Origin of the sequence: Arthrobacter sp. Soc17.1.1.1 (assembly GCF_036867195.1) — a bacterium.
Classification (GTDB): Bacteria; Actinomycetota; Actinomycetes; order Actinomycetales; family Micrococcaceae; genus Arthrobacter_D.
Map to the genome: position 1 here is coordinate 1,829,671 of NZ_JBAJII010000001.1, position 18,870 is coordinate 1,848,540.

Here is an 18,870-nt window from a genome sequence, read left to right on the forward strand (position 1 = left end):
CCGGGAGCGGTGCGGGCTACTGCTGGTCGCCGGTCTCGGTGGCGCGCTCTCCCGAGGGCATCGCGGCGGTGCCGTTGGGGGCCAGCGGGTCGGCGGAGACGGCCTCGAGGGAGTCCTTCGCGGCCGCCACGACGGCGTCCGCGGTGATGCCGAACTCGCGGTAGAGCGTCTTGTAGTCGGCGGAGGCGCCGAAGTGCTCGAGGGACACGCTGCGTCCGGCGTCGCCCACGATCCCGGCCCAGCTCTGCGACACGCCGGCCTCGACGGACACGCGGGCGCGGATGCTGCGCGGCAGCACGCTCTCGCGGTGGGCGGCGTCCTGCGCGTTGAACCATTCGAGGCACGGCATGGAGACGACGCGCGCGGCGATGCCCTGCGCCTCGAGGGCCTCGCGCGCCTCCACGGCGAGCTGGACCTCCGAGCCCGTGCCGATCAGGATCACGTCGGGGGAGCCGTTCCTCGCCTCGGCGAGGACGTACCCGCCCTTCGCGACGCCCTCGGCCGAGCCGAACGTGTCACCCTCGGCTGCACCCTCGCCGCGCGCATACGTCGGGATGTTCTGGCGCGTGAGGGCGAGGCCCGCCGGGTTCTTCGTGTTCTCGAGGATGGTGCGCCAGGCGACGGCCACCTCGTTGGCGTCACCGGGACGGACGACGTCGAGTCCGGGGACGGTGCGCAGCGAGGAGAGCTGCTCGACCGGCTGGTGGGTGGGGCCGTCCTCACCGAGGCCGATGGAGTCGTGGGTCCAGACGTAGATCGCCGGGACGCCCATCAGGGCGCCGAGGCGTACCGCGGGCCGCTGGTAGTCGCTGAAGATCAGGAAGGTGCCCGAGTAGGCGCGCGTGCTGCTGTGCATCACGATGCCGTTGACGATCGCGGCGGCGGCGTGCTCGCGGATGCCGAAGTGCAGGATCCGTCCGTACGGTCCGCCGGACCACGCCTTCGTCTGGCGTTCCGCGGGGATGAACGACGGCGCACCCTCGATGGTGGTGTTGTTGGACTCCGCGAGGTCGGCACTGCCGCCCCACAGCTCGGGGAGTGCGGGGCCGATCGCCGTGAGCACCTTGCCGGACGCCGCACGCGTGGACATGTCCTTGCCCGCCTCGAACGTGGGCAGGCTCTCCTCCCAGCCGTCGGGCAGGCGGCGCTCCTGGATCCGCTCGAGCAGGGCGGCCTCCTCGGCGTGGCCGGCCTTCCAGGCGTCGAAGCCCTCCTGCCAGGCGCTGTGCGCCTCGGAGCCGCGCTGCACCACGCCGCGTGCGTGGTCCAGGACCTCCGGGTCGACGTCGAAGTGCTTGTCCGGATCGAAGCCGAGGGCCTCCTTGAGAGCCGCGACCTCGTCCTTGCCGAGCGCGGAACCGTGGATCTTGCCGGTGTTCTGCTTGTTCGGCGCCGGGTAGCCGATGATGGTGCGCAGCGAGACGATGCTCGGGCGGGAGGTCTCGTTCTTCGCGGCCAGCAGCGCCGTGTACAGCTCGGCGACGTCCTCGACGTACTCGCCGGTCTTCGTCCAGTCGACGCGCTGCGTGTGCCAGCCGTACGCCTCGTAGCGCTTCAGCACGTCCTCGGTGAACGCGATGTCGGTGTCGTCCTCGATGGAGATGTGGTTCTCGTCGTACAGCACCACGAGGCTGCCGAGCTGCTGGTGGCCCGCGAGGGAGGACGCCTCGGAGGTCACGCCCTCCTGCAGGTCGCCGTCGGAGGCGATGACCCAGATGGTGTGGTCGAAGGGGCTCGTGCCGGCGGGGGCCTCGGCGTCGAACAGACCGCGCTGGCGGCGCTGCCCGTAGGCGAAGCCGACCGCCGTGGACAGCCCCTGGCCCAGCGGGCCCGTGGTGATCTCCACGCCGCGGGTGTGGCGGTACTCGGGGTGGCCCGGCGTCAGGGAACCCCATGTGCGCAGCGCCTTCAGGTCGTCGATCTCCAGCCCGTAGCCGGCGAGGAAGAGCTGGATGTAGAGGGTCAGCGAGGTGTGGCCGGGGGAGAGGACGAAGCGGTCGCGGCCGGTCCACTCGGCGTCCGTCGGATCGTGGCGCATGAGCCTGTTGAACAGGAGGTAGGCGGCCGGCGCGAGGCTCATCGCCGTCCCGGGGTGTCCGTTGCCCACCTTCTCGACGGCGTCCGCCGCGAGGATGCGGACGGTGTCCACCGCCCTCTGGTCCAGCTCGGTCCAGGTCAGTTCCTGCTCTTGGGTCTGCGGCACGTTTCCGGGCCCCTCTCTGTCCGGAACGGCACCCTAGCTGGCGACGGCGTACCTCGGGGCACGCCGTCGGGCTGGCCGTTCACCGTTGAATCCTGCGAAGTTAGGCCCCGACCGGGGACAGCACGGACTCCGGACATCGTGGTCCGGGCGCGCGTCCACAGCGGGCTTTCGAATCCACACTATCCCTTCCGGACTGCGTTGCGCCGTGGGAGGCGAAGAATGTCCTTCCTCACATCCCGGGGTTGCACTGCGCAGCCCCGGCACCCCGTCCGCCCGCGCCCCGCGGCGCGCAAGGGCCGCGCGGGCTGGACCCGGCGCCGATTTCTACACGACGTAAAAGGGTATGATGGCGTTGTCTTTTACTCCGGAAGAATCGAAAGTGTTGCCTCGTGAAGACCCAGCAGGCTCCTGCTCCGGCACGTTCCCCGCAGGCCCGTCGGGGTTTCGGGCGCAAGGCGAAGGCCTACCTCGCGCTGACGAAGCCCCGTGTGATCGAACTTCTCCTGGTGACCACCCTTCCCACGATGATCTTCGCGCAGGGCGGCTTCCCGCCCCTCGGGCTGATCCTCGCCACCATGGTCGGCGGTGCTCTCGCGGCCGGTAGCGCGGGCGCGTTCAACTGCTACATCGACCGTGACATCGACAAGCTCATGCACCGCACGGAGAACCGCCCCCTCGTCACGGGCGAGGTGACACCGCGCGAGGCCCTCGCCTTCTCGTGGATCCTCGGCGTCGTGGCGATCGCGGTCCTCTGGTTCGGCGCCAACCCGCTGGCCGGCATGCTGGGCGTCGCGGCGATCTTCCTGTACGTGGTGGTCTACACCCTCGTGCTCAAGCGCCGCACGTCGCAGAACATCGTCTGGGGCGGAGCCGCCGGCTGCATGCCCGTCCTCATCGCCTGGGCCGCGGTCACGAACTCGGTCGAGTGGCCCGCCGTCGTGCTGTTCCTCATCATCTTCCTGTGGACGCCGCCGCACTACTGGCCGCTGTCCATGAAGTACGGCGACGACTACCGTGCAGCGAGCGTCCCCATGCTCGGCGCCATCGCCGGCGCGCGCGTGGTGTCCGTGCAGGTCGTCCTGTACGCGTGGGCCACGGTGGCCTGCTCGCTCCTGCTGATCCCCGCCGGGGCCGGCTGGGTCTACTCCGTGGCGGCGCTCGTCGGCGGCGCCTGGTTCATCCGCGAGTCCCACCGCCTGTACTCGCTGGCGCAGCAGGGCGAGCTGAGCAGCAAGGCCGCGATGAAGGTCTTCCACGGCTCCATCAGCTACCTGACGGTGCTGTTCCTGGCCCTCGCGATCGACCCCTTCGTCGGATCGGCCGTCCTGGCCTGACCGGGACGCGGCGAGCCCGGAGGCTTCCGGCGCCGATGGTCACCCTGCGGGGCGGTGCCGGTCCGTCCGCTTAGGCTTGCTGCCATGGACTTCACCGGCCTCATCGCCTACCCCCTCACCCCGTTCGCCGCCGACGGCTCCGTGAGCCGGGACGACCTCCGCGGTCTCGTGGGCCACCTGGCGACGACGGCGGTCGACGCCGTCACGGTGCTCGGGTCCTCCGGCAGCTTCGCCTACCTCGACCGCCCGGAACGCTCCCTCGTGGCCCGGACGGCCATCGAGGCCGTGGAAGGACGGCTGCCGGTGGCGGTCGGCATCAGTTCCGTGGGTACGCGCGAGGTGCTCGACGCCGCCGCCGACGCGCAGGCGGCCGGCGCGGACGGCCTCGTCCTCTCGCCCGTCTCGTACGTCCCGCTGACCGACGACGAGGTCGTGGCGCAGGTCCACGCCATCTGCTCGGCCACCGACCTGCCCATCTGCCTGTACAACAACCCGAGCACCACGCAGTTCGACTACTCGCTGCAGGTGGTCGCCGAGCTGTCCGCGCTCCCGCAGGTCGTCGCGTTCAAGGACACGGCCGCCGACGCCGCGACGTTCAACGCGCGGCACGCCGAACTCGCCCCACTCGTCCCCGAGGGCTTCAGCCACGGCGTGAGCGGCGACCTCCTCATGATGACCGGGGAGGTCGCGGCCGATGCGTGGCACAGCGGTCCCGCGGCGCTCCTCCCCGCGTACTACGCCCGCCTCCGCGCCGCCGTCGTCGCCGGTGACCGGGACGGGATCGATCGTGTGCGCCGGGTCCTCGAACCGCTCGTCGACCACGTGGCGGGACTGCGGAAGATCAGCGGGCTGCACCTGCTGGCGCGCGCGTGCGGGATCGCCGCGGGAGACCCCCGTCCGCCCCTGCTGCCGAGCCCCGGGTCCGAGCTGCGCGAGCTCGGTCGCCTGCTCGACGTGCTCCAGGCGGAGTTCGACGACGACTGAGGCGGCACCGGCAGGGCCCCGCAGTCGCAGTCCCCGCGGGGACTCCTACGCGACGGACTCCCGCACCCCGGCGCGGACCGTCGTGCCCGGCAGCGGCTTCGTCGTCGTGCCGATGTAGAGCGCGTGGACCACGGCCGCCATGAGCAGCGACGCCCCCAGCATGTGCAGTGCCACGAGGGCGATGGGCAGGTGCAGGAAGTGCTGCGTGTACCCGATGGCGCCCTGGGCCACGACGACGACGGCCAGCAGCGTGAGCGCCCTGCGCAGCGCCCCGTGGACGCCGGTCCGGTACGCCACCACGACGGCGAGCGCCACGGTGGCGACGAGCAGGTACACCGGGAGGGCGTGCAGGCGGGTCACGAGGAGGGCGTCGAGCCCGTTCCGGGCGGCACCGTGGTCGCCCGCATGGGGGCCGGATCCCGTCACCACCACGCCGAGGAGGATGGTGACGGAGGTCAGCGCCGTCGCGACGACGAGGAGCCGGCGCAGCGGCGGCGAGGCGGCCGGTGCGCGCCTCTCCCGGTACTGCTCGGTGGTGAGCCGCGCACGGTCGACCAGCACCGTCGCGAGGGCGACGAGGATCATCGACACGACGAAGTGCAGGCCCACGACCCAGGGGTTGAGGCCCGTCCAGACCGTGATGCCGCCGATCACGGCCTGCGCCGGGATGCCGAGGAAGAGCCCGATGGACAGCCGGAAGAGGTCCTTGCGATCCCGCCGCAGCCCGAGGACGGCGACGATCATCGCGACGGCGATGATCACCAGCACGAACGTCAGGAGCCGGTTGCCGAACTCGATGACGCCGTGGAAGCCCATCTCGGGGGTGGTGACGATCGAGTCGGGGGTGCAGCGCGGCCACTCGGGGCAGCCGAGACCCGACGCCGTGAGGCGCACCGCGCCGCCCGTGACCACGATGGCGATCTGCGAGACGAGGGATGCGACCGCCAGTCTGCGCACGAGCGGCGTGGTGTCGCGGGGGAGGGTCTCGCGGACGCGGGACAGGACGGGGAGTGTCATTCGGTCAGCTCCATTTGAACCAGCGGATGGCCGCGAGGCCGGCGAGGGCGGCCCAGGCGAGGAGCACCAGGCACGCGATGGGATCGAGGACGCCGTCCGCGAGGGCACTCCGCAGGCCGTCACCCAGCGCGGCGGACGGGAGGACGGCGACGAACGGTTCGGCGGCGGCGGGCAGGCTCGCCGCCGGGATGATGACCCCGCCCGCCGCGGCGAGCAGGATCCACACGAGGTTGGTGACGGCGAGCGTCGCCTCGGGGCGCAGGGTCCCGGCCACGAGCAGGCCGAGGGCGGTGAAGGCCGCGGACCCGACGAGCAGCAGCAGGGCGGCCGGGAGCAGTCCCTCGGCCCGCGGCGACCAGCCCATGAGCACCGCGGCACCGCCGATGACCACGAGCTGCACGGCGAGGACGGCGGCGACGGCGGCGGCCTTGCCGAGGATCAGCCCGGACCGGCCGAGCGGGGTGGTCGACAGGAACCGGAGGACTCCGTAGCGGCGGTCGAAGCCCGTGGCGATGCCCTGCCCCGTGAAGGCGGTGGACATGGTGCACAGGGCCAGGACGCCGGGCGCGGCGACGTCGATGCGACTGGGCCCGTACGCGTCCAGCAGCGGCGTGATCACCAGGGCGGTCAGCGCCAGGAGCGGCAGGACGATCGCCAGGACGAGCTGCTCGCCGTTGCGGAGCATGGCCAGTGCCTCGTAGCCGCCGTGGCGCAGCACGCGCGCCGCGAGGGGTGCCGCCGTGCCGGGGGCGGGAGGGGACGCCGCGCTCATCGGATGCTCCTTCCGGAGATGTCGAGGAAGACGTCCTCGAGGGAACGCGGCGCCATGGAGATCGCCGTGGGCATGACGCCGCAGGCGTCCCACCAGCGCGCCAGCTGCGCGACGTCGGAGGCCGTGAGGGCGCCCCGGAGGACGTACTGTCCCGGCTCGTCCTCGCGCTGGTGCAGATGGGGGAGCAGGTCCGGCGGCAGCGCGAGGCCGGGCACCGTCTCGAACCGCAGCTCCCGCATGCCGTCGGCGTCCTTGTCGGCGGTCAGGGCGGCGACCGTGCCCTCGGCGACGGTCCGGCCGCCCTCGAGGATGTAGACGTAGTCCGCGAGCCGCTGGGCGTCGTCGAGCAGGTGCGTGGTCAGGATGACGGCGAGGCCGTCCGCGCGCAGCTCGCGGATCAGCTCGAACACGATGGTGCGGGACTGCGGGTCGAGGCCCGCGCTCGGTTCGTCGAGGAACACGACCTCGGGCCGGCCCACGAGGGCGCACGCGAGGGCCAGGCGCTGCTTCTGCCCGCCGGAGAGCCTGCGGATGGACACGCTCCCGAACTCGTCCAGCCCGAGGCGCTCGGCGAGCGTATCGACCGGCAGCGGCGAGCTGTACATGGAGGCGACGTGCCGCAGGAGGGCCAGCGGGCGCACGGACGGCGGGAGCCCGCCGTCCTGGAGCATCACCCCCACCCTCGCGCGCAGGTGCGGCGAAGCGCGGTACGGGTCCTCGCCGAGGAGGCGCACCGTACCCCCGTCGGCGCGCTGGAGCCCCTGGGCGCACTCGAGCGTCGTCGTCTTGCCGGCTCCGTTGGCCCCGAGGAGGACGGTGACGGCGCCGCGCGACGCGGTCAGGCTCACGCCTTCGAGCACGCGCACCATCCGCCCGTCGAGCGCGCCGACGGGTCCGAAGTCCTTGACGAGGCCGTCGATCTCGAGGGCTGGGGGAGGTGTCGGCACGCCCTTATTCTACGGCAGGTAGTAGTCGACCCGGGGCTGCCGATGGGTAGCCTCGCCTAACTGGTGGCACGGAATACATTAGGTCATGCTTGTGTTGTCTAATGTGTGCCGACAGTAAGGAGTGGACCGTGACCGCAACACCCCGCGCTGACGCCCAGGCTCCTGCCGGCGCCCCCGCCGAGCCGTCGGTTGACCGGACGGCTGACCGGACGGCGCAGATCGTCTCGCCCGATCCCGACGAGCGCACCCGCGACCGCGTCCTGTCCGCCGTCCTCGAGCGCGGCCCCGTCAGTGCGGCCGAACTCGGTGACGGCCTCGGCTTCACCCCGGCAGCCATGCGCCGCCACCTCGACGCCCTCTCGCAAGACGGTCTGATCGAGGTCAAGCGCTCCCGCGCCTCGGCGACCGGAGCAGGCCGACCCGCCCGCCGCTACGTCCTCAGCCAGCGCGGCCAGGCCAAGATGGGCAACGACTACCTCGACATCGCCACGGCCGCCCTCGCCCAGCTGGGCGCAGCGGCCGGACCGTCGGCCATCAAGGAGTTCGCCCGCACACGGTTCTCCGGCATGGAGGAGCGCTACCGCCCCATCGTCGAGGCCGCGGGCCCCGACCTGGAGGCACGCGCGCGTGCCCTGGCGGCCGCGCTGACCACGGACGGCTTCGTCGGCTCCACCAAGACCGTGGGGCTGCCGCAGGGACGCGGCGCCCGCAGCGTGCCGCGCGCCCGCCCGGTGATGCTCAGCGTCCAGCTCTGCCAGGGGCACTGCCCCATCCAGGGCCTCGCCTCCGCCTTCCCCGCCTTCTGCGAGCAGGAGACCGGCGTCTTCGCCCGCCTGCTCGGCGTCGACGTGCGCCGCCTGTCGACGCTCGCCGCCGGCGGTCATGTCTGCACCACCCACATACCCCTGGGACGGACGACGGCGGTGCCCCCACCGGGCACGCCCGATGCCTCCGGACCCGCAGCGCTGCCGGACGATCCGGCAGCAGCGGCCCCCGGCACCCCAGCAACGCTATCCATCCATCAGCAAGGAAGGCCATGATGACGGATCAAGTAGACCGCAAGCCAGTCGCGTCGGCAGTGCCGGAGTCGGTGATCAGCGACATCCTGGAGAAGAACCCGGAGCTCGAGGGCATCGGCACCTACCAGTACGGCTGGGCCGACAAGAACGAGGCCAGCGACAACGCGCGCCGCGGCCTGAGCGAGGAGGTCGTCCGCGACATCTCCGCCAAGAAGAACGAGCCCGAGTGGATGCTCGATCTCCGCCTCAAGGGCCTCAAGTACTTCGACCGCAAGCCCATGCCGGCCTGGGGCGCTGACCTCTCCGGCATCGACTTCGACAACATCAAGTACTTCGTGCGCTCCACGGAGAAGCAGGCGAACACGTGGGAGGACCTCCCCGAGGACATCCGCACCACGTACGAGAAGCTCGGCATCCCCGAGGCCGAGCGCGCGCGCCTCGTCTCCGGCGTCGCCGCCCAGTACGAGTCCGAGGTGGTGTACCACCAGCTCCGTGAGGACCTCGAGCGCCAGGGCGTCATCTTCCTCGACACCGACACCGCACTGCGCGAGCACCCGGAGATCTTCAAGGAGTACTTCGGCACGATCATCCCCGTGGGCGACAACAAGTTCGCCTCGCTCAACACCGCGGTGTGGTCCGGCGGCTCGTTCGTGTACGTGCCGAAGGGCGTCCACGTCGAGATCCCGCTGCAGGCCTACTTCCGGATCAACACCGAGAACATGGGGCAGTTCGAGCGCACGCTCATCATCGCCGACGAGGATTCCTACGTGCACTACATCGAGGGCTGCACCGCCCCGATCTACACGTCGGACTCCCTGCACTCGGCCGTCGTCGAGATCGTGGTCAAGAAGGGCGCCCGCGTCCGCTACACCACCATCCAGAACTGGTCGAACAATGTGTACAACCTCGTGACCAAGCGCGCCATCGCGCACGAGGGCGCCACCATGGAGTGGATCGACGGCAACATCGGCTCGAAGGTCACCATGAAGTACCCGGCCGTGTACCTGGTCGGCGAGCACGCCAAGGGCGAGACGCTCTCCATCGCCTTCGCCGGCGAGGGACAGCACCAGGACACCGGATCGAAGATGGTGCACATCGCGCCCAACACCAAGTCCTCGATCATCTCCAAGTCCGTGGCGCGCGGCGGTGGACGGGCCGCCTACCGCGGGCTCGTCCAGGTGCGCGACGGCGCCAAGCACTCCGCGAACACCGTGCGCTGCGACGCGCTGCTGGTCGACACCATCTCGCGCTCGGACACGTACCCTTACGTGGACATCCGCGAGGACGACGTCACCATGGGCCACGAGGCCACCGTGTCGCGCGTCAGCGAGGAGCAGCTGTTCTACCTCATGTCCCGCGGACTCCCCGAGGACGAGGCCATGGCCATGATCGTGCGCGGGTTCATCGAGCCCATCGCCCGCGAGCTGCCCATGGAGTACGCGCTCGAGCTGAACCGGCTCATCGAACTGCAGATGGAAGGGGCCGTAGGCTAGTAATGGCTGAGACCACCCACACGGACATAGCACCCACGACCGACCCCGAGGGCGAGGTCACCGATCTCGGCGACCTCGACGAGAAGGCCCGCCTGGGCGCCCCCTCGGGCGCCGCGGCCGCCATCGACGGGTTGACGGAGGAAGGCGAGAGCCTCTCCGCCGGCAATACGGGCTCGGAGCAGTTCGGCCTCAAGAAGCACAGCCACGGCAACGCCCCCGTGGTGCCCGAGGCGTCGCGCGGGGAGCGGCGCAGGTCCTTCGACCTCGCCGACTTCCCGACGCTCACCGGGCTCGAGGAGGACTGGCGCTTCACGCCGCTCAAGCGCCTTCGCGGGCTGCACACCGACGCCCTGACCGGACCGGCCCCCGCCGTCGAGGTCACCGGCGCCGGGAACGTCACCGTCGAGACGGTGGAGCGCACCGATGCCCGCCTCGGCTCCGCCGCGACGCCCGAGGACCGCGTCTCCGCCGCAGCGTGGAACGCGTTCTCGCACGCGACCGTGATCACCATCCCGAAGGAGACGGTGGCCGACGGCGAGGTCATGGTCGGTGTCACCGGATCGGCCACCGACGCTGCGGCGCAGCACATCCTCATCCACGCCGAGGCCTTCTCCAAAGCTGTCGTCGTCCTGGACCACTCCGGGTCGGCCACGCTCGCCCAGAACGTCGAGATCATGGTCGGCGACGGCGCGGAGCTGACCGTCGTCAGCGTCCAGGAGTGGGACGACGACGCCGTCCACGTGTCCTCTCAGCAGGCCAGGGTGGGCCGCGACGCCCGCTACAAGCACGTGGTCGTCAGCCTCGGCGGCGACCTCGTGCGGCTCACGCCGTCGTCGATCTTCACCGCGACCGGCGCGGAGGTCGAGATGTACGGGCTGTACTTCGCCGACGCCGGCCAGCACCTCGAGCAGCGCCTCCTCGTGGACCACGCCGTCCCCAACTGCAAGTCGCGCGTCACCTACAAGGGCGCCCTGCAGGGCGCCGACGCACACACCGTGTGGGTGGGCGACGTGCTGATCCGCAAGGCGGCCGAGGGCACCGACACGTACGAGACGAACCGCAACCTGATCCTCACGGACGGCGCGCGCTCGGACTCCGTGCCGAACCTCGAGATCGAGACGGGCCTCATCGAGGGTGCCGGCCACGCCAGCGCCACCGGCCGCTTCGACGACGAGCACCTGTTCTACCTCATGGCCCGCGGCATCCCCGAGAAGGCCGCACGCCGCCTCGTGGTCCGCGGCTTCCTCACCGAGGTCATCCAGCAGATCAAGGTCCCCGCCCTCGAGGAGCGCCTCTCCGCGTCGGTGGAGCGCGAGCTCGCGGCAGGAAACCTCTGATGGCCGACGCGCCCCGCGGCGAGCTGATCTGCAGTGTCGACGACATCCAGGTCAAGCAGGCGCTGCGCGTCCTGATCGACGACTACCCCGTGGTCGTCGTCCGCGACTCCGACGGCGAGATCCACGCGCTGGGCGACACGTGCTCCCACGCGGACATCTCCCTCTCCGAGGGCGACGTCGAGGGGTGCGCCATCGAATGCTGGGGCCACGGCTCCCAGTTCGACCTGCGCAGCGGCGCCCCGCTGCAGCTCCCGGCCTACGAGCCCGTGCCGGTGTTCGCCCTCGAGATCCACGACGGCGACGTGTACGTGGACGTCGCGACGGTCACCAACGGAGCACCCGCCCCGCAGCTCGGCTAGCCGCCGCCCCTCCCGTCCCCCTCCCTGCACAGCAGGCGACGAAGAAAGAACACCATGAGCACACTTGAAATCAAGGACCTGCACGTCAGCATCGACACCGAGCAGGGCAACATCCCCATCCTCCGGGGGGTCACGCTGACCATCAACACCGGCGAGACCCACGCCATCATGGGCCCGAACGGCTCCGGGAAGTCGACCCTCGCGTCGACCATCGCCGGGCACCCACGCTACAAGGTGGACAGCGGTTCCATCACGCTCGACGGCGAGGACGTCCTGTCCATGAGCGTCGACGAGCGGGCCCGCGCCGGGCTCTTCCTCGCCATGCAGTACCCCGTCGAGGTGCCCGGCGTGACCATGACCAACTTCCTGCGCACCGCGAAGACCGCGCTCGACGGCGAGGCCCCGAGCCTGCGCCACTGGACCAAGGACGTGAAGACCGCCATGGCGCAGCTGCGCATCGACGCGGACTTCGCCCAGCGCAACGTCAACGAGGGCTTCTCCGGCGGCGAGAAGAAGCGGGTGGAGATCCTCCAGCTCGAGCTCTTCCGCCCCAAGTTCGCGATCCTCGACGAGACCGATTCCGGCCTCGACGTCGACGCCCTCAAGGTCGTCTCCGAGGGAGTCAACCGCGAGCACTCGAAGGGCGAGATGGGCACGCTGCTCATTACCCACTACACGCGGATTCTGCGCTACATCAAGCCGGACTTCGTCCACGTGTTCGTCGCCGGACGCATCGCCGAGGAGGGCGGACCGGAACTCGCGGACCGGCTCGAGGAAGAGGGCTACGATCGGTTCACGGCGCAGTCCGCGGTCGAGGCCTAGGACCACGTTCTCCGGCGCGGACGCGCGCCGACAGCCCGACGATGGTTCGACCATCGCTTGAAAGGAAGAGTCGCATGAGTGATGTGCAGCAGGCGCCCACCGCGCTGGATGACATCGAGGAGGCGCTGCGGGACGTGATCGACCCGGAGCTCGGCGTGAACATCGTCGACCTCGGCCTCCTGTACGGCCTGAACTACGCGGAGGACGGCGCCCTCCTGATCGACATGACCCTCACCACCGCCGCCTGCCCGCTGACCGACGTGCTCGAGGAGCAGGTGGGCCAGGCTCTGGACGGTGTCGTCGACGAGTGGCGGCTGAACTGGGTGTGGATGCCGCCGTGGGGTCCCGAGCGGATCACCGAGGACGGCCGCGACCAGATGCGGGCCCTCGGCTTCAACATCTGAGCACCAGCACCACCAGCACCACCAGGACCGGCACCGACGGTCGAAGGGCGGTCCCGGCACACGCCGGGACCGCCCTTCCGTCGTCCCTGGGACCAGTGGCCGGCGGCCGGCGGCTGGCCGGCGCAGGGGTCAGCGCCGGCTCCCGCCTCCCGCGTGATGCCCGTCGTCCTGCCCGTCGTCCTGCCCGTCGTCCTGTCCCTCGTCGCCCAGACCCCGCGCCGCGAGGGCCTCGCCCGTACGGTGCGCGTACGCCACGGCGCCGACCACCAGCGGCGTCACCGCGACGCGCGGATCGCGCTCCAGCCCCCGCGCGCGCGCCGCATCGCGGACGTCGACGAACAGCCCCGCGAGATACGGGATGCTGCGCAGCATGATCGACAGCGCGAGGGCGAACCGCTCCGGGTCGGCACCCACCGCCCGGAAGGGCCGCGCGAGCCGCGCCACACCGTCGAGCAGGTCCTGCAGGGGCGTCGTCAGGGTCACGGCCCGCGCCGCGAGCAGGCACGCCGCGATACCGCCCACCACGGCCACCGCCTGCAGCCAGCCCTGGGTCACGCCCTGGTACACGGCGAGGATCCCCAGCACGGGGAACGCCGGCAGGAGCATCCGGAGGACGCGGGCGGGGGAGAGACGTGCGCCCAGGGTCAGGGCGCCGAGTGTGAGCACGAGGGCGACGGCGCTCGTACCGGGTGAGCGCCACGCGATCACCACGACGGCGCACGCGAGGGACACGACCGCCTTCGGCCACAGCGGCACCCGGTAGAGGAAGCCCGAGCCGGGCCGGTACAGCCCGAGCGTGCTGCCGTAGCCCCTCACGTCGTGTCCGTCCCCGACGCGGGCACGGATGCTGCAGCGGCCGCGCGGTAGCGGGCAACGGCCTCGGCCGGCGCACCGTCGAAGACGATCCTGCCGTCGTCGACCACGAGCGTCCGGTCGCTCTCGAGGGCGAAGTCGAGATTGTGTGTGGTGAACACCACCTGCTGGTCGAGGCCCGCGATGAGCGACCGGACCCGGGCGTCGTTGCGGAGGTCCAGCAGGGTGGTGGGCTCGTCAGCCACGAGGATGCGCGGCTCCACGGCGAGGACCACGGCGAGGGCGAGGATCTGTCGTTCCCCGCCCGAGAGGTCGTAGATGCTGCGGTCGGCCAGGTGCTCCACCCCGAAGCGGCGCAGCACGGCCTCACCCTGCCGCCGCCGCTCCGCCGCCGGCAGCCTCCGGGACCGCAGGGACAGCTCCACGTCCTCGCGCCCCGTGGGCAGGACGAGCTGCGAGAGCGGGTCGGTGAACACGAAGCCGACACTGCGCCGGACGGCGTGCCCCTCGGACCGGGTGTCCCGGCCGAGCACGGCCACGGACCCCTCGGACGGGACGAGGAGGCCGTTGACGAGGCGGAGGAGTGTGGACTTGCCGGAACCGTTGGCGCCGATCACCGAGATCCGGTCCTCGGTCAGGGTCAGGCTGAGCGGGTGGAGGAGTGTCCGTCCGCCGTCGGCGCGGACGCCCGCGCCCCGGAACTCGATCACGCGCCCGAGCGCCGCCCGCCGAGCAGGCGCGGGAACGCCCGGTGGACGGACACGGCGAGCACCGCGGCCAGCAGGTTCTTGAGGACGTCCCCGGGGAGGTAGGCGGCGTCGACGATGATCGCGTCCCGCAGCGGCAGCCCGGCGTTCACGACGAGTCCCGCGATGCCGAGCGGATGGACGGTCGCGAGGCTCGCGGCGAGGCAGGCGAGGAACAGCAGGACGGTGCGGAAGCGCTCGGCCCTGCGCAGCACGAGCGCGGCCAGCGAGCCGGCGACGAGGGCGGCCAGCGGGAATGCCAGGAGATACCCGGCCGACGGCCCGGCGAGGACGCCGAAGCCGCCGCTGAAGCCGCTGAACACCGGCAGGCCGATCAGCCCGGCGACGAGGTAGAGCAGGACGGCGGCCGTGCCGCGCCCCGGCCCGAGGACCACCCCGGCGAGCATCACCCCGAGCGTCTGGAGTGTGATGGGCACCCCGAGCGGGCCCACCGGGATTCCGGGTAGGATTGCAAGGGCGGCAATGAGGGCGGCGAAGACCGCGACCAGCGAGAGATCGGTGGTATCCCACCTCCGGCGGGACGACGGCCGGCGGCTGCGGGCCGGTCCTGCATCGGCTGTTCCGGCTGGCTGCATGGGACATCCTCCTTCAGCGGGCCGGAGTCGCACCGGCCACTCCGGTGATATGTCGGTTTCCTCCAGCCGCACCTGCTTCTGTACCGAGACTAGCGCCGGTCATCCGGGACTCCCTTGTGGGATTCCTACAACAAACGCCGTCTCCGGCACCATCGAAAGGCCCACCCGTGATTAGCGTATCGAACCTGGAGCTCCGGGCCGGAGCCCGCCTGCTCATGGACGAGGTCTCCTTCCGTGTGGACAGGGGAGACAAGATCGGGCTCGTGGGGCGCAACGGCGCCGGCAAGACGACGCTCACGAAGGTGCTGGCGGGCGAGTCGCTGCCTGCCGGCGGCACGGTGACCCGCTCGGGCGAGATCGGGTACCTGCCCCAGGACCCCCGGACGCCGAACATGGAGCAGCTCGCCCGGGACCGCATCCTCTCGGCCCGCAACCTCGACGCCGTGGTCAGCGAACTGCGCCAGGCGCAGGAGGACATGGCGAGCGAGAAGACCTCCGTGCGCAACAAGGCCATGGCACGCTACGACCGCATCGAGGCCGCCTTCCTCGCCGGCGGCGGCTACGCGGCGGAGGCCGAGGCGGCGTCCATCTCTTCCAACCTCTCGCTGCCCGAGCGCATCCTCAACCAGCCCCTGAAGACCCTCTCCGGCGGCCAGCGCCGCCGCGTCGAGCTGGCCCGCATCCTGTTCTCCGGAGCGGAGACGATGCTCCTCGACGAGCCCACGAACCACCTCGACGCCGATTCCATCGCCTGGCTCCGCGACTTCCTAAAGAACCACCAGGGCGGGCTGATCGTCATCAGCCACGACGTCGAACTCCTCGAGGCCACCGTCAACAAGGTGTTCCAGCTCGACGCCAACCGCGGGACGATCGACATCTACAACATGGGCTGGAAGCGCTACCAGCTCCAGCGCGAGACCGACGAGCGCGCCCGGAAGCGCGAGCGCGCCAACGCGGAGAAGAAGGCGCAGGTCCTCATGGACCAGGCGAACAAGATGCGGGCGAAGGCATCCAAGGCCGTCGCCGCCCAGAACATGGCCAAGCGTGCCGAGCGGCTGCTGGGCGGACTCGACGCCGTCCGCGCCTCGGACCGTGTCGCGGCCCTGCGCTTCCCCGAACCGTCGCCGTGCGGCAAGACCCCCATGACGGCGGAGGGCCTCAGCAAGTCCTACGGTTCGCTCGAGATCTTCACCGACGTGGACCTGGCGATCGACCGCGGCTCGAAGGTGGTGATCCTCGGGCTCAACGGCGCGGGGAAGACGACCCTGCTGCGCATGCTCGCCGGAGTGGACAAGCCCGACACCGGGCAGGTCATCGCCGGGCACGGCCTGAAGGTCGGCTACTACGCACAGGAGCACGAGACCCTCGACACCCAGCGGACCGTCCTCGAGAACATGAAGTCCTCGGCTCCGGACATGCAGGACGCCGAGGTGCGCGGCATCCTCGGGTCGTTCCTGTTCTCCGGCGACGACGTCGACAAGCCCGCCGGCGTGCTCTCCGGCGGCGAGAAGACCCGGCTCGCCCTCGCCACCATCGTCGCGTCCTCGGCGAACGTGCTGCTCCTCGACGAGCCGACGAACAACCTGGACCCCGCCAGCCGCGCCGAGATCCTCGGGGCGCTCAAGAACTACAGCGGCGCCGTGGTGATGGTCAGCCACGACGAGGGAGCGGTCGACGCCCTCGACCCCGAGCGCGTCGTCCTGCTCCCCGACGGCGTCGAGGACCTCTGGAACCAGGACTACCTGGAACTCGTCACCCTGGCCTAGCCGTTCTCGCCGGCCAGACCGTTCTACCCGGCCGGACCGTCCCCGGCAGGAGAGGGGACGGTCAGGCCGCGTCGACGCGGCGGGATTCGAGGGCCGGTACCGTGCGCATCGGCGCGTGTCCCACGGCGGCCCGTCGTCGCGGGCTCGTCCAGATCCCGGTCGATCCCGCGGGCACGAACGCCTTCGGGATCTGGCTCAGGCAGATCGCCGCATCGAGCATGCGCACGAGGGGGAACAGCAGCCCGAAGACCAGGTAGACGGGCCGCTTCAGCACCGCGGCCGCCAGGACCGACAGCAGGAAGTCGGGCAGGAGCACACCGATGAGCACGGCTTCGAGGGGCAGGGCGTTCACGATCCAGTCCAGCGGCATCGGGAGCTGCTGCAGCTCGGCCGGCAGCGCGTCGAAGATCAGCGACAGGGCCAGCAGGGGCAGGACGGTCAGCAGCAGGATCCCGCTGACCACGAGCTCGACGATGTGGATCCACAGGTTGACCCAGAACTTCGTGAAGCGGAACCGGTGCCGCCGGACGGTCTGCCAGAACCCGAGGTTCCAGCGCCGGATCTGGCGCATGTAGTCCCCGAGGTTGTCCGGGTCCTCCGTGTACGCGACGGCGGCCGCGGGGTGGAAGGCGATGCGCCCGAGTTTCCGGGCATGCACGTCGAAGGTCATGTTGAAGTCCTCGATGACGAGCCCCCGGCCCTGGACGTCGATGTGCCTGAGCACCGACGTGCGGTACATGCTCGCGAACCCCGGCACGATGTTGACGACATTCGCACCCTTGGCCGCCTGCCCGTACTTCAGCAGCAGCTGGACCACCAGGTAGAGCCGGTCCCGGTACGCCACGAGGAAGCGGCCGAGCAGGGGACGGCGGCCCGTCCCGACGATCGACTTGGCGCGCCCGGCGACGGCGACCACGCCGGGGTCGGCGAACAGCGGCAGACCCGTGGTCAGGTAGTCGGTGGTGGGGCGCGTGTCCGCGTCCAGGATGAGGACCACCTCGAACCGGTCGCACAGTTCGAAGTAGCGGATCCCCTCTGCGAGGGCGCCCGCCTTCCCGCGGTTGACCTGCAGGTCCAGGACGTTGACGCCCAGCTCCTGGGCGATCGTGACCGTGGCATCGGTCGACTTGTCGGACACCACGTGGATGTTCTGCGGCGCCACCAGCGCCGACGCCGCCCGGAGCGAGTCCGCGATCGACGCCGCCTCGTTGTGGGCGGCGATGAGGACCGCCACGTCTGCCACGCCGGGAGTGCCCGGCGGGGGCCCGTCGGAGCGCGGGGAGATCGCGCGCCGGTACACCTCGCCGAGGCTGCGACCCGCACCGATGAGGGTCCAGAACGTCGTGCTGAGGCCGATCACCAGCAGCACCAGCAGCAGGTAGGTCAGGTCCATGATTCTCCGTCATTGCTCGGGGGGCCGAAGATGGGCATCGCGCGCTCTCCTCACTGGACCTGGCTGGTGGTGATGATCCGCCGCCAGGGTCCGTCGGGGACGTCCTCCTCGTCGACGAACTGCCAGTCGACGCGGTCGTCCTGGCCGTCGAGGTTGCTGAAGCCCAGGCAGCCGTTGAGGGCGGGGGACACGTCCATGCCGGCTCCGTTGTACTCGGTGCTCGCGGGCCGCCGGTCGTCCTCCCCGAACACGTAGGCGCTGTCGTCGTACCGTGCCGGCCCGGCGTCCTGGATCTGCCCGTAGCAGACGGCGTCGCCCTTGCGCAGCTTCACCCAGCGGTTCTTCATGAAGCTGTGCTGGTCGCTCGTCAGGAGCGCGGGGTTGTCCGCGGCCTCCTCGGCGGCCCAGGGGATGACCGTGCCGCGCTCGGCGAAGGCCTCCGGGTTGTTGAGGTCGTCGAACGGCAGGTCCAGGTAGAACGGGTTCTCGAGGGGCGTCATGCTGCTGGGGAAGTACCCGTTCCCGGCGACGCGGGGTTCGGTGCTGCAGCCGTCGGCCGTCCGGATCCCGTCGCATCCCCCGTAGCTCTCCATCCACCGCGAGTCGTACGTGGAGTACTCCTGGCTGCCGTCCTCGGCGTTCGGGTCGTGGATCTCGCCGACCCAGAAGGTGGTGGAGACGATGTCCGTGTGCCAGGGGTACTTGTCCTGGCCCTGGGAGACGACGACCGCCAGGGTTCCGGCGACCAGCACCGCGACGGCCGCTGCCGCCAGCAGGACGGTGCGCCTGGGTGATCGGGTGCGGACTGCCACTGCTGGGTCCTTTCCTGTCGTGTCCCGGGAGGGGCCGCGTGCCGCCGACCGGT

18 protein-coding genes are annotated in these 18,870 nt (G+C 70.9%); 9 read left to right on the forward strand and 9 right to left on the reverse strand.

What is annotated here, in order from left to right; genetic code table 11:
• Positions 1-16: 16 nt before the first annotated feature.
• Positions 17-2,203 (reverse strand): transketolase, encoded by a 2,187-nt coding sequence (gene tkt, locus V6S67_RS08375; RefSeq protein WP_334209808.1) that lies wholly within the window; start codon positions 2,201-2,203, stop codon positions 17-19.
• A 389-nt stretch (positions 2,204-2,592) separates the two neighbouring features.
• Between tkt and V6S67_RS08380 the strand changes: the two genes are divergently transcribed.
• The gene (locus V6S67_RS08380; RefSeq protein ID WP_334209809.1) at positions 2,593-3,537 is read left to right on the forward strand and encodes a heme o synthase; all 945 of its coding nucleotides are present in this window, start codon (positions 2,593-2,595) and stop codon (positions 3,535-3,537) included.
• Positions 3,538-3,621: 84 nt separating this feature from the next.
• On the forward strand, positions 3,622-4,521 hold the full coding sequence (locus V6S67_RS08385; protein ID WP_334209810.1) for a dihydrodipicolinate synthase family protein: 900 nt from the start codon (positions 3,622-3,624) through the stop codon (positions 4,519-4,521).
• Between the two features lie 45 nt (positions 4,522-4,566).
• On the opposite strand, the gene V6S67_RS08390 is transcribed toward V6S67_RS08385, so the two are convergent.
• From V6S67_RS08390 to V6S67_RS08400, 3 genes are read right to left on the reverse strand one after another with little or no spacing between them, the layout of a single operon-like run.
• Entirely contained in the window at positions 4,567-5,538 is a 972-nt protein-coding gene (locus V6S67_RS08390; protein WP_334209811.1) for a COX15/CtaA family protein, read from the reverse strand.
• 4 nt (positions 5,539-5,542) lie between these two features.
• On the reverse strand, positions 5,543-6,310 hold the full coding sequence (locus V6S67_RS08395; protein ID WP_334209812.1) for an ABC transporter permease: 768 nt from the start codon (positions 6,308-6,310) through the stop codon (positions 5,543-5,545).
• A complete protein-coding gene (locus tag V6S67_RS08400; RefSeq protein WP_334209813.1) occupies positions 6,307-7,257 on the reverse strand; it encodes an ABC transporter ATP-binding protein in 951 nt (316 codons plus the stop codon). Before V6S67_RS08400 ends, V6S67_RS08395 begins: the two co-directional genes overlap by 4 nt.
• Before the next feature lie 128 nt (positions 7,258-7,385).
• Here V6S67_RS08400 and V6S67_RS08405 point away from each other — a divergent pair, with 128 nt between their 5' ends.
• The 6 genes from V6S67_RS08405 to V6S67_RS08430 all read left to right on the forward strand — a co-directional run bounded on the left by V6S67_RS08405 (position 7,386) and on the right by V6S67_RS08430 (position 12,691).
• Complete coding sequence (locus V6S67_RS08405; protein ID WP_442884737.1) at positions 7,386-8,297, forward strand: helix-turn-helix transcriptional regulator; 912 nt, start codon at positions 7,386-7,388, stop codon at positions 8,295-8,297.
• Positions 8,297-9,769, forward strand: coding sequence for a Fe-S cluster assembly protein SufB (gene sufB, locus V6S67_RS08410; protein ID WP_334209814.1), 1,473 nt, complete (start codon positions 8,297-8,299; stop codon positions 9,767-9,769). The genes V6S67_RS08405 and sufB overlap by 1 nt, the downstream gene beginning before the upstream one ends.
• Before the next feature lie 2 nt (positions 9,770-9,771).
• Positions 9,772-11,106, forward strand: a complete 1,335-nt coding sequence (gene sufD / locus V6S67_RS08415; RefSeq protein ID WP_334209815.1) for a Fe-S cluster assembly protein SufD — start codon at positions 9,772-9,774, stop codon at positions 11,104-11,106.
• Positions 11,106-11,465, forward strand: a complete 360-nt coding sequence (locus tag V6S67_RS08420; protein WP_334209816.1) for a non-heme iron oxygenase ferredoxin subunit — start codon at positions 11,106-11,108, stop codon at positions 11,463-11,465. The genes sufD and V6S67_RS08420 overlap by 1 nt, the downstream gene beginning before the upstream one ends.
• A 54-nt stretch (positions 11,466-11,519) precedes the next feature.
• On the forward strand, positions 11,520-12,287 hold the full coding sequence (sufC, locus tag V6S67_RS08425; RefSeq protein ID WP_334209817.1) for a Fe-S cluster assembly ATPase SufC: 768 nt from the start codon (positions 11,520-11,522) through the stop codon (positions 12,285-12,287).
• A 74-nt stretch (positions 12,288-12,361) separates the two neighbouring features.
• Complete coding sequence (locus V6S67_RS08430; RefSeq protein WP_334209818.1) at positions 12,362-12,691, forward strand: metal-sulfur cluster assembly factor; 330 nt, start codon at positions 12,362-12,364, stop codon at positions 12,689-12,691.
• A gap of 129 nt (positions 12,692-12,820) precedes the next feature.
• Here the strand turns inward: V6S67_RS08430 and V6S67_RS08435 are convergent, their stop codons facing one another.
• Genes V6S67_RS08435 through V6S67_RS08445 form a run of 3 tightly spaced genes read right to left on the reverse strand, consistent with a single transcriptional unit; the run spans position 12,821 to position 14,846 of the window.
• Positions 12,821-13,507, reverse strand: coding sequence for an energy-coupling factor transporter transmembrane component T family protein (locus V6S67_RS08435; RefSeq protein WP_334209819.1), 687 nt, complete (start codon positions 13,505-13,507; stop codon positions 12,821-12,823).
• Positions 13,504-14,214 carry an energy-coupling factor ABC transporter ATP-binding protein gene (locus tag V6S67_RS08440; protein WP_442884740.1) on the reverse strand — a complete coding sequence of 237 codons (711 nt, stop codon included), beginning with the start codon at positions 14,212-14,214 and terminating at the stop codon, positions 13,504-13,506. The genes V6S67_RS08435 and V6S67_RS08440 overlap by 4 nt, the downstream gene beginning before the upstream one ends.
• A complete protein-coding gene (locus V6S67_RS08445; protein WP_334209820.1) occupies positions 14,211-14,846 on the reverse strand; it encodes a biotin transporter BioY in 636 nt (211 codons plus the stop codon). Before V6S67_RS08445 ends, V6S67_RS08440 begins: the two co-directional genes overlap by 4 nt.
• A 167-nt stretch (positions 14,847-15,013) precedes the next feature.
• Here V6S67_RS08445 and V6S67_RS08450 point away from each other — a divergent pair, with 167 nt between their 5' ends.
• Positions 15,014-16,612 (forward strand): ABC-F family ATP-binding cassette domain-containing protein, encoded by a 1,599-nt coding sequence (locus V6S67_RS08450; RefSeq protein ID WP_334209821.1) that lies wholly within the window; start codon positions 15,014-15,016, stop codon positions 16,610-16,612.
• A 61-nt stretch (positions 16,613-16,673) separates the two neighbouring features.
• Here the strand turns inward: V6S67_RS08450 and V6S67_RS08455 are convergent, their stop codons facing one another.
• Both V6S67_RS08455 and V6S67_RS08460 read right to left on the reverse strand, forming a co-directional pair.
• The gene (locus tag V6S67_RS08455; RefSeq protein WP_334209822.1) at positions 16,674-18,005 is read right to left on the reverse strand and encodes a glycosyltransferase family 2 protein; all 1,332 of its coding nucleotides are present in this window, start codon (positions 18,003-18,005) and stop codon (positions 16,674-16,676) included.
• Between the two features lie 50 nt (positions 18,006-18,055).
• Positions 18,056-18,817: a hypothetical protein gene (locus V6S67_RS08460; protein ID WP_334209823.1), complete on the reverse strand. Its 762-nt coding sequence runs from the start codon at positions 18,815-18,817 to the stop codon at positions 18,056-18,058.
• Between the last annotated feature and the right edge of the window lie 53 nt (positions 18,818-18,870).

Excerpts from the sequence above, each read along its gene's own strand:
- V6S67_RS08395 (WP_334209812.1), bottom strand. The coding sequence starts at position 6,310 with ATGAGCGCGGCGTCCCCTCCCGCCCCCGGCACGGCGGCACCCCTCGCG.
- V6S67_RS08420 (WP_334209816.1), top strand. The coding sequence starts at position 11,106 with ATGGCCGACGCGCCCCGCGGCGAGCTGATCTGCAGTGTCGACGACATC.
- V6S67_RS08455 (WP_334209822.1), bottom strand. The coding sequence starts at position 18,005 with ATGGACCTGACCTACCTGCTGCTGGTGCTGCTGGTGATCGGCCTCAGC.
- V6S67_RS08430 (WP_334209818.1), top strand. The coding sequence starts at position 12,362 with ATGAGTGATGTGCAGCAGGCGCCCACCGCGCTGGATGACATCGAGGAG.
- sufB (WP_334209814.1), top strand. The coding sequence starts at position 8,297 with ATGACGGATCAAGTAGACCGCAAGCCAGTCGCGTCGGCAGTGCCGGAG.
- V6S67_RS08390 (WP_334209811.1), bottom strand. The coding sequence starts at position 5,538 with ATGACACTCCCCGTCCTGTCCCGCGTCCGCGAGACCCTCCCCCGCGAC.
- V6S67_RS08385 (WP_334209810.1), top strand. The coding sequence starts at position 3,622 with ATGGACTTCACCGGCCTCATCGCCTACCCCCTCACCCCGTTCGCCGCC.
- sufC (WP_334209817.1), top strand. The coding sequence starts at position 11,520 with ATGAGCACACTTGAAATCAAGGACCTGCACGTCAGCATCGACACCGAG.
- sufD (WP_334209815.1), top strand. The coding sequence starts at position 9,772 with ATGGCTGAGACCACCCACACGGACATAGCACCCACGACCGACCCCGAG.
- V6S67_RS08445 (WP_334209820.1), bottom strand. The coding sequence starts at position 14,846 with ATGCAGCCAGCCGGAACAGCCGATGCAGGACCGGCCCGCAGCCGCCGG.